The sequence below is a fragment of the Ralstonia sp. ASV6 genome (assembly GCF_016429285.1).
Classification (GTDB): Bacteria; Pseudomonadota; Gammaproteobacteria; order Burkholderiales; family Burkholderiaceae; genus Ralstonia; species Ralstonia flaminis.
Genome location: NZ_JAELUI010000028.1, coordinates 38,890 through 47,599 on the forward strand (window position 1 = coordinate 38,890; position 8,710 = coordinate 47,599).

The 8,710-nt window shown below is 63.6% G+C and carries 10 protein-coding genes; 1 reads left to right on the plus strand and 9 read right to left on the minus strand.

The genetic code is table 11. From position 1 onward, the window contains the following. Window positions 1–13: 13 nt before the first annotated feature. The 4 genes from JHD73_RS07680 to JHD73_RS07695 form a co-directional block, all read right to left on the minus strand. Window positions 14–757 carry an ABC transporter ATP-binding protein gene (locus JHD73_RS07680; RefSeq protein WP_233176831.1) on the minus strand — a complete coding sequence of 248 codons (744 nt, stop codon included), beginning with the start codon at window positions 755–757 and terminating at the stop codon, window positions 14–16. Continuing rightward, window positions 750–1,556 carry an ABC transporter ATP-binding protein gene (locus JHD73_RS07685; RefSeq protein ID WP_199029396.1) on the minus strand — a complete coding sequence of 269 codons (807 nt, stop codon included), beginning with the start codon at window positions 1,554–1,556 and terminating at the stop codon, window positions 750–752. The genes JHD73_RS07680 and JHD73_RS07685 overlap by 8 nt, the downstream gene beginning before the upstream one ends. Next, window positions 1,556–2,743 carry a substrate-binding domain-containing protein gene (locus JHD73_RS07690; protein ID WP_199029398.1) on the minus strand — a complete coding sequence of 396 codons (1,188 nt, stop codon included), beginning with the start codon at window positions 2,741–2,743 and terminating at the stop codon, window positions 1,556–1,558. The genes JHD73_RS07685 and JHD73_RS07690 overlap by 1 nt, the downstream gene beginning before the upstream one ends. A gap of 72 nt (window positions 2,744–2,815) precedes the next feature. Continuing rightward, window positions 2,816–3,421 (minus strand): TetR/AcrR family transcriptional regulator, encoded by a 606-nt coding sequence (locus JHD73_RS07695; protein WP_233176832.1) that lies wholly within the window; start codon window positions 3,419–3,421, stop codon window positions 2,816–2,818. Between the two features lie 156 nt (window positions 3,422–3,577). On the opposite strand from JHD73_RS07695, the gene JHD73_RS07700 reads away from it, so the two are divergent. After that, window positions 3,578–4,462, plus strand: a complete 885-nt coding sequence (locus JHD73_RS07700; RefSeq protein WP_368735510.1) for an alpha/beta fold hydrolase — start codon at window positions 3,578–3,580, stop codon at window positions 4,460–4,462. 164 nt (window positions 4,463–4,626) lie between these two features. Here JHD73_RS07700 and JHD73_RS07705 read toward each other — a convergent pair whose 3' ends face one another. The 5 genes from JHD73_RS07705 to JHD73_RS07725 form a co-directional block, all read right to left on the minus strand. Next, entirely contained in the window at window positions 4,627–5,019 is a 393-nt protein-coding gene (locus JHD73_RS07705) for a RidA family protein (RefSeq protein WP_199029402.1), read from the minus strand. A 13-nt stretch (window positions 5,020–5,032) separates the two neighbouring features. Continuing rightward, window positions 5,033–5,455 carry a thioesterase family protein gene (locus JHD73_RS07710; protein ID WP_199029404.1) on the minus strand — a complete coding sequence of 141 codons (423 nt, stop codon included), beginning with the start codon at window positions 5,453–5,455 and terminating at the stop codon, window positions 5,033–5,035. A 2-nt stretch (window positions 5,456–5,457) separates the two neighbouring features. Beyond that, entirely contained in the window at window positions 5,458–7,083 is a 1,626-nt protein-coding gene (locus JHD73_RS07715) for an AMP-binding protein (protein ID WP_199029406.1), read from the minus strand. A 32-nt stretch (window positions 7,084–7,115) separates the two neighbouring features. Then, window positions 7,116–8,291 (minus strand): acyl-CoA dehydrogenase family protein, encoded by a 1,176-nt coding sequence (locus JHD73_RS07720; protein WP_199029408.1) that lies wholly within the window; start codon window positions 8,289–8,291, stop codon window positions 7,116–7,118. Window position 8,292: 1 nt separating this feature from the next. Next, window positions 8,293–8,710, minus strand: a 418-nt coding sequence (locus JHD73_RS07725; protein WP_233176833.1) for an enoyl-CoA hydratase-related protein, incomplete at its 5' end; no start/stop codon positions are given.

The window sequence follows — 8,710 nt, forward strand, 5'->3', positions numbered from 1 at the left end:
ATGGCAAGGCCGCTCATTGATGCGCCGCCAGTGATAGGCCAAGCAGCCGCTGCTGCAACGCCTCGTCTTCAGCCAATGCGGCCATGCGGCCGGCGTGCACGATCTTGCCGTTATCCATCACGGCCACCGTGTCGCCCACTGACTTCGCCATATGAAAGTTCTGTTCCACCAGCAGAATGGAAACGTCGGTCTGCTTCAATTCTCTGAACACGGCAATCATGTTCTGGATGATGGCCGGCGCCAGCCCCTTGGTGGGCTCGTCAACGATCAGCAGCTTGCGCGGTTCGATGATGGCGCGCGCCACCGACAGCATCTGCTTCTGCCCACCTGACAGCACGCCCGCGCGCTGGTGCCAGAAAATCTTGAGCGCCGGAAACATACGAAAGACCCAGTCGAGCCGTTGCTCGTCGACAGGGCCGCCGCGCGCGGCCAACCGCATGTTCTCGGCAACGGTCAGGTCGGCAAACACGCCCATGTTCTCCGGCACATACGCAATGCCAAGCTGGGCAATGGCCGGCGTGTGCCGCTTCGTGATGTCGACACCATCGAATTCAAGCTTGCCCGCGCTGGCCTGCCACAAACCCATGATGGTGCGCAGCGTGGTAGTCTTGCCCGCGCCGTTACGGCCCAGCAGCATCGTCACACCGCCGCGCGGCACCTCAAGGTCCACGCCATGCAGGATGTGATACGGCCCGATGTGGGTCTGCACGTCTGCCAGGCGCAGGATGGGCATGCCTTGGGTAACGGCCTCAACCATGGGCCACCTCCGGCGCAGCTTCCGCGACCACTTCAGCAGTGCCCAGATACGCCTGCTGCACGATGGGCGACGCAATTACCTCGGCTGGATCGCCATCGGCCATCAGCGTGCCGTTGTGCAGCACGATGATGCGGTCTGCCAATGAGCGCACCACATCCATCTTGTGTTCCACCAGCAGCACGGTCTTGCTCGTGTCCTGCTTGATCTCATGGATCAGGTCGAGAATCACCGGCACCTCGTCCACGCTCATCCCCGCAGTCGGCTCATCGAACATGAAGATGCGCGGTTTGAGCGCGAGCAGGATGGCCACCTCCAGCTTGCGTTGATCCCCATGCGACAGCGATGCCACCGGCTGATTGCGTTTGTCGGTCAATGCCACGCGCTCCAGGCAGGCCAGCGCTTCTTCGCGGATGGCGCGATGGCTGCTCCATACCGAGAAGAGGTCCAGCCCGCGATGCTGGTGCGCCTGGACGGCCAACCGAACGTTCTCCAACACCGGCAGGTTCGGGAACAGGCTCGTGAGCTGGAATGCGCGGCCGATACCGCGGCGCGTCTTGGCCGATACCGGCATGCGCGTCACGTCTTCACCGTTGAGCAGAATCTGCCCCGCCGTGGGCGGCAGCTGACCCGAGATCAGATTGAAGTACGTCGTCTTGCCCGCGCCATTGGGGCCGACGATGCACGTCAGCTCGCCCGGCCGGAACGCGCAAGACACCGCGTTGACGGCCACATGGCCGCCAAAGCGGATCGTCAGTCCGCGCGTCTCCAGCGCGGGCGTGGGGTTGGCATGCGCGCGCATCAGCGACGATTGCGGATCGGCACGTTCATCTCTTCGGGCTTGATCTCCCGCACCAGCTCCGGCACCCCCCAGGCAAACGCCGGGTCCACCTTGATCTTGAAGTGGTACATCGACTGCATGGCCTGGTGGTCCTCCTTGCGGAAGGTCATCTTGCCCTTGGGCGTATCGAACGACATGCCCTCCATGGTGGAGATCAGCTTTTCGGTGTTGGTGTCACCACCCGTTTTCTTCAGCGCCTCCACCAATGCAATGCCGGCCGCCATGCCACCCGCCGTAAAGAAGTCGGGCGGCGTCTTGAACTTGGCGTAGTGCGTTGACACCAGCCATTCGTTGATCTTGTTCTTGGGAATGCCGAAGTAGTAGTACGTTGCACCCTCCATGCCCGGCAGGTTCTTGTAGGCCGTCATGGCGGGCAGGATGTTGCCGCCGCTGGCGATCTCGATGCCATAGCGCTTCGGGTCCAGGTCGGCAATCTTGAACGGGTTGCCCGCGCCGGCCCAGATGATGAAGATGATCTTTCGGCCCGGCTTGTCCTTGAGTGAATCGAACAAGCGCTGCGCGCCAGCGGTGAAGTCGGTGGTGTTGGTCGGCAGGTATTCCTCATGCACAACCTTGGCGTTCTTGAGGGCGCCCTTGAAGGCCTTCACGCCATCGCGGCCGAAGGCGTAATCCTGTGCCAGCGTGGCGATCTGCACGCCCGGCTTGTCCAATGCCACCGCGTTGGCAATCGCATCCTGCGATGAGTTGCGGCCCGTGCGGAAGATGTAGCGGTTCCACTTGTCGCCGGTGATCGAATCGGCCACTGCCGGCTCCACCAGCAGGATCTTCTTGTACTCTTCCGCCACCGGCAGCATGGCCAGCGCCGTGCCGGAAGACGTGGGGCCGACGGCAATATCGGCGCGATCGTCACTGTACGCGGCGGCCAACTGGGCCTTGGCTACGTCGGGCTTGCCCTGGGTGTCTTTCTCGATCACCACCAGCTTGTTGCCGTTCACCGTCATCGTGCCGCCGGTGGCGTACTCCAAGCCCATCATCAACCCGGTCTGTGTCTGTTTGGCGTAGGCCTCCAGCGCGCCGGTCTTGTCATAGACGTGGGCGATCTTGATGTCTTTGGCCAGTGCGCCAGCCGCTGCCAGCAGGCCAATTGCGAGTGCCAGTACACGGATGGCCGTGCGGTTGCGTTGCATCGTTGTCTCCTTCCTTGAGTGGTTCGGCCCCGCTGCATTCTGGGTGGCGGTGGCCGTTTTTCGTCTATGTCGTCATCGCGCCACGAGCCCGTGCGTGATCAAGTCGTGCGCGGCCTCGACCACCTTGTCCATCGATGCGGGCTTCTCCCACAACGCGTATTGCATGCCGAGAAAATTGCTGATGCCGATCAGGCACCAAGCACGGACCTCCGAGTCGCCCGGCGCAAGCTCGCCCTGCGCCACGGCGTCGTCAAGGCGATGCTTGTACAGATCGGCAAACACCTGGAAGTAGCCGCGGTAAATGCTCTCATCCACCGAGTACGAATCCAGCACGATGCGGTACAGGTTCTTATGACGAGAGACGAATGACAGAAACGCCTTCAGGCCCAGCTGTTCCGCTTCCATCTGTGATGTGGCCGCAGCGACATGCTTGCGCAGGTGCGTGCGCACCAGTTGCAGCATGTGCGCCACCAGCGCACGAAACACGTCCTCCTTGTCCTTGAAGTACAGGTAGAACGTGCCCATGGCGACGTCGGCCTCCTGCGTGATCTCGGAGATCGATGCCGTGTAGTAGCCCTTCTCGCCAAACACCTTCTCGGACGCGCGCAGCAACGCCTCGCGCGTCTTTTGACCTCGCGCGGTCTTGGGCTGCGTTACGTCACCTTCTACTTGGGACATCCCTACCTCGCTGCACGGGCACGGCATCGAAATTGCGCCCGCAAAACATGATGACTGATTCATGTTTCATGATATAAACGCCTGAATCCGGATGTCAATAGATGACTTTCCTGTACGCCAACGCCGAACTCCGTCCGTCTTCTCAAGGAACTGCCGGTGAATGTTCTGTCTCCGGTGCTCGCTTACGGCACCCCGCCTGCCTTCGTAGAACACGCCGCTCGTGCAGGCCTGCCCGGCTGGCGCGAAGCCGGTAGCGGACAGCCGGTGCTACTGCTGCATGGGTGGTCCGTATCGGGCGAGGCGTTTGACGGGCAGCGTGCGCTGGCAACGCAGGGCTATCGCGTCATTGCGCCGGACCATGCGGGCCACGGCTTGTCTGCAGCCTTACGGCCATCTGACGCAACCATTGCCGGGCTTGCGATGGATGTGGCGGCATTGATACGCCATCTTGCACTCGACGAAGTGGTCGTAGTCGGCTGGTCGATGGGAGCGATGGTTGCGTGGGAGTTGATGCGCAGCCAATCCGATCTGCCCATCGCCATGGTCGGCAGCATCGACATGACACCAAGGCTTATCACCAGCCCGGATTGGCCACACGGACTACACAGCCGCTATGACATGGCACAGGCCAGGCAGATGACCGCCCGGATCCAGCAACGCTGGGACAGTTTGCTCGCACCTGTGGCCGCAGGCCTATGGGCGAAAGGAGCACAGCCGAATCCCGAGCAGTCACGCTCCGTGATGCGCATGATGCGCCAGTGTGCGCCGCACACCCTCGCTGCGCTCTGGGAAGATATGGCCAGACAGGACTTCCGCGCGGTGTTGCAAGCGGCGCGCTGGCCACTGTTCCACGTGTACGGGCAATGCAGTCGCCTCTACGCGTCATCCGTATCGCACGCCACACAGGCACTGCATCCCGCAGCGCGGTTGACGACGATTTCCGGTGCGGGCCACGCACCGCACCTGGAACATCCGGATCAGACCAATGCTGCGCTGCTGCAGATGCTGCGCTCTATCAACGACAAGGCCGCCTCAGCGTAGTCGATCACGCACCGTGCGGCCAAGTCGCTTGGAGCGAACCCGCACAAGAGCGGCAGGAAGGTCTCCGCGGGCTGCCGAGGCGTGGTCATAGACCTCTCACGCATTTGCTATATGTTCGAATCGCTCCGTACGAAGCAACGGGAGTCGCCCGGCGTGCGTCAAGCCTAGTCCGGCACCACGGCTGTGACCTCAATCTCGACCTTGGCCTGGTCCTCCACCAGTGCCGATACCTCCACCGCGGTCATGGCAATGCTGAAGCTGCCGATCAGCTCGCGGAAAGCCTTGCCGATTTCCGGGTACGCAGCCACGTAAGCCTTCTTGTCGGTCACGTACCAGGTCATGCGCACGATGTGCTCGGGCTTGGCGTTGCCCGCAGCAAGCACTTCGACGATGTTCTGCAGCGCCTGGCGTACCTGTCCGGCAAGGTCATCCGTGTGGAACACGCCCTGCGCATCCCAACCGATCATGCCGGCCACGAAGACCATGCGCCCGCTTGCGGACACGCCATTGGCATAACCTTTCGGACGCGGCCAGCCGGGGGGGAGGAGCACTTCCATGATGCGATTCCTTCTAGTTCTGTTGTTGAACGCTCGCCTCGATTGCCTGCCGCACATCCGGCGGCACCGCAATGGCGCGATGCGTATTGAGATCGGTAAACACCAGTACCTGCTGTGAGCGCACGCGCTGTTCATCGCCCGCCCAGCAATCGAGCGACAGCGACAGCGATTTGCCGCCCAGCCGGTCCAGCTTCAGCTTGAACTGCACGTCGTCGCCCATGCGGCTGATGGCGCTGAACTCGCAGTGCAGCTTGACGATAGGCAGGCCGACACGGCGCGGACCCAGCATGTTGGCATACGAGACGCCCAGGCCATCGGTAAACCAGTCTTCGACCAGCCCGTTGAACAGCACGAGGTATTGTGGAAAGTACACGATGCCGGCCGGGTCGCAGTGGCCAAAGCGGATGCGCGTGCCGCGCTCGAAGTGATACGTCATGGCTAATTGCTTAACTTGTCATCCTGGCGCAGTCGGTAGCGCAGCAGCTTGCCGACTTCACTGCGCGGCAGCGCCGAGCGGAACTCGATGGCGCGCGGGTACTTGTACGGCGCCACCGTCTGCTTCACAAAATCCTGCAGCGTCTTGACCATCTCCGGCCCCGGTTCGTGGCCCGGGTGCAGCACCACGAAGGCCTTGACGATCTGGCCGCGCTCCTCGTCCGGCACGCCAATCACACCGCATTCAGCCACGGCCGGATGCTGCATCAGCGCATCTTCCACTTCCGGCGACGCGATGTTGTAGCCCGACGAGATGATCATGTCGTCGGTACGCGAGTGATAGTGGAAGTAGCCTTCCTCGTCCATCACGTAGGCGTCACCGGTCAGGTTCCAGCCGTTGCGCACGTAAGCGCGCTGGCGGTCGTCCGCCAGGTAGCGGCAGCCGGTCGGACCTTGCACAGCGAGGCGGCCAACCGTGCCCGGCGGCACGGGGTTGCCTGCGTCGTCCACCACGCGCGCGACGTAGCCGGGAACGGCCTTGCCGGTCGCGCCGGGGCGCACGTCCGCATCAGCGGCGGAAATGAAGATGTGCAGCATTTCCGTCGCGCCAATGCCGTCGATCAGCTCGATGCCGGTGGCCTGCTTCCACAGCGTGCGCGTCGCCACGGGCAGTGCCTCGCCGGCCGATACGCAACGGCGCAGTGGCGTGGCGCGCAACTCATCCCCACGCGCGGCGATGTTGCGGTACGTGGTGGGCGCAGTAAACAGCACGGTCGCGCCAAAGGTGCGGATGCCGTCCACCAGATCGTTCGGCGATGCCTTCTCCAGCAGCACTGTCGACGCGCCCACGCTCATCGGAAACAACAGCAGGCCGCCCAGCCCGAACGTAAAGGCCATCGGCGGGCTGCCGATGAAGATGTCGTCAGCGCGCGGCTGCAACATATGCGGCGGCCAGCACGCGCAGATGGCCATGATGTCGCGGTGAAAATGCATCGTAGCCTTCGGCACACCGGTCGTGCCGGAGGTGAATGCAAGCAGGCAGGTGTCGTCCGCAGCCGTGTCGACGTTGGTGAAGGTGGCCGGCTGGCGCGCCATAGCGGCTTCCAGACCTTCTGACGTGTCATCGTGAAAACAGCGCACCCGGACCGGCTTGGCAGCCTGCGCCACCGCATCACGCAACGCATCGATCAGTCGCGCATCGCACAACGCAAAGCCGATCTCGCCCTTGCCCAGAATCTGCCCAAGCTCCTTGGCACGCAGCAGCGGCATGGTCGTCACCGCAATCGCGCCTACCTTCATCACCGCAAACCAGCACGCCGCCAGCATCGGGCTGTTGGGCGAGCGCAGCAGCACGCGGTTGCCCGGCACCACGCCCATCTCGTGCACCAGCACATTGGCGATGCGGTTGGCGTGCGCCTGCAAATCCGCATACGTCCAGCGGATGCCGCCGGGTGCCTGAATGCAGAGACGGCCGCCTTCGCCAGCAGCGACACGGTTGTCGAGCAGTTCGGTCGCGCAATTGAGCTGCGCCGGAAACTGCAATGCCGGTAGGTCGAAGCGATACACCGGTTGCAGCTCCGCCGGCGGCAGTCGGTCACGGGCGAAGGTGTCGATATGGGCGCTGGGCATGGAGAACTCTCCGTCTCTGGCTTGGGGCGGTATCAGTGCGCTGCAGGTTTGGCCGCGCGCAGCAGTTCGCGCGCGATGATGAGTTGCTGCACTTCGGTCGCACCTTCGTAGATGCGCAGCGCGCGAATCTCGCGGTACAGGCGTTCGACCGGCTGCTCGCTCACCACGCCCAGGCCACCCCACATCTGCACGGCGGCGTCAATCACCTGCTGCGCGTTTTCGGTGGCGGTCATCTTGGCCATCGCAGCTTCGCGCGTGACGTTGCGTCCCTGATCGCGCTGCCATGCGGCGCGATAGCTCAGCAGTGCAGCGCTGTCGATGGCGGTAGCCATCTGTGCGAGCTTGGCCTGCGTGAGCTGGAAGTCGGCCAGCACGCCGCTGAACATCTTGCGGGTGGTGGCGCGCGTCAGCGCTTCATCGAGTGCGCGGCGTGCAAAGCCCAGCGCCGCCGCCGCCACCGACGTGCGAAACACGTCCAGCGTGCGCATCGCCACCTTGAAGCCCTCGCCCGCCGCGCCCACGCGCTGGCTGGCCGGAATGCGGCAGTTGGTAAAGCGCAGGCGTGCAAGCGGGTGCGGCGCAATCACGTCGATACGCTCGGCAATCTCGAAGCCCGGTGTACCGGCCTCGACGATGAACGCACTGATGCCGCGCGAACCCGGCGCTTCGCCCGTGCGCGCAAACACCACGTAGAAGTCCGCAATGCCGCCGTTGGAGATCCACGTCTTCTCGCCATCGAGCACGTAGTCGGTGCCGTCTTCGCGCGCGGCGCAGGCCATGGCGGCGACGTCGGAACCGGCGTCGGGTTCGGACAGCGCAAATGCAGCGATGGCCTTGCCACGCGCCACCTTCGTCAGATAGCGCTCACGCTGCTCGGGCGTGCCATGCAGCGAGATGGCGCCGGAGCCCAGCCCCTGCATCGCAAAGGCAAAGTCAGCCAGCCCGGAATGGCGCGCAAGGGTCTCGCGGATCAGGCAGATGGCGCGCGTATCGATGGTTTCGCCTGCCCCGCCGTGCGCCGTGCCGCCCACGGCGTGGCGCAGCCAGCCGCCTTGGCCGAGCAGCTTCACCAGCGCGCGGCATTCAGCATCCACATCGGGGCCGTGGTCGTGCGGGATGTGCTTCGTGGCCCAGGCATCCAGCTCAGCTTCAAGCTGGCGGTGCTTGTCGTCAAAAAAGGGCCACTGCAGATAGTCTTTGTCGCTCATGTCAGTTGCCCTCGAATACCGGTTTTTGCTTGGCGACAAACGCGTGGTACGCACGCGAGAAGTCTTCCGTCAGCATGCAGATGGCCTGCGCCTGGGCCTCGGCCTCAATCGCCTGCTCGATCGTCATGGTCCATTCCTGGTGCAGCATCGTCTTGGTGATGCCGTTGGCGAAGGTCGGGCCGGCGGCCAAATCCGCCGCCAGTGCTTGCGCTTGCGCCAGCACTTCTGCCGGTTCGCACAGGCGATTGAAGAAGCCCCAACGCTCGCCCTCTTCGCCGCTCATCGAGCGACCGGTGTAGAGCAACTCGCTTGCGCGGCCCTGGCCGATGATGCGCGGCAGGATCGCGCATGCGCCCATGTCGCAGCCCGCCAGGCCGACACGGTTGAAGAGGAACGCCGTCTTGCTGCGCGCGGTGCCC

Excerpts from the sequence above, each read along its gene's own strand:
- JHD73_RS07680 (WP_233176831.1), bottom strand. The coding sequence starts at position 757 with ATGGTTGAGGCCGTTACCCAAGGCATGCCCATCCTGCGCCTGGCAGAC.
- JHD73_RS07685 (WP_199029396.1), bottom strand. The coding sequence starts at position 1,556 with ATGCGCGCGCATGCCAACCCCACGCCCGCGCTGGAGACGCGCGGACTG.
- JHD73_RS07690 (WP_199029398.1), bottom strand. The coding sequence starts at position 2,743 with ATGCAACGCAACCGCACGGCCATCCGTGTACTGGCACTCGCAATTGGC.
- JHD73_RS07695 (WP_233176832.1), bottom strand. The coding sequence starts at position 3,421 with ATGTCCCAAGTAGAAGGTGACGTAACGCAGCCCAAGACCGCGCGAGGT.
- JHD73_RS07705 (WP_199029402.1), bottom strand. The coding sequence starts at position 5,019 with ATGGAAGTGCTCCTCCCCCCCGGCTGGCCGCGTCCGAAAGGTTATGCC.
- JHD73_RS07710 (WP_199029404.1), bottom strand. The coding sequence starts at position 5,455 with ATGACGTATCACTTCGAGCGCGGCACGCGCATCCGCTTTGGCCACTGC.
- JHD73_RS07715 (WP_199029406.1), bottom strand. The coding sequence starts at position 7,083 with ATGCCCAGCGCCCATATCGACACCTTCGCCCGTGACCGACTGCCGCCG.
- JHD73_RS07720 (WP_199029408.1), bottom strand. The coding sequence starts at position 8,291 with ATGAGCGACAAAGACTATCTGCAGTGGCCCTTTTTTGACGACAAGCAC.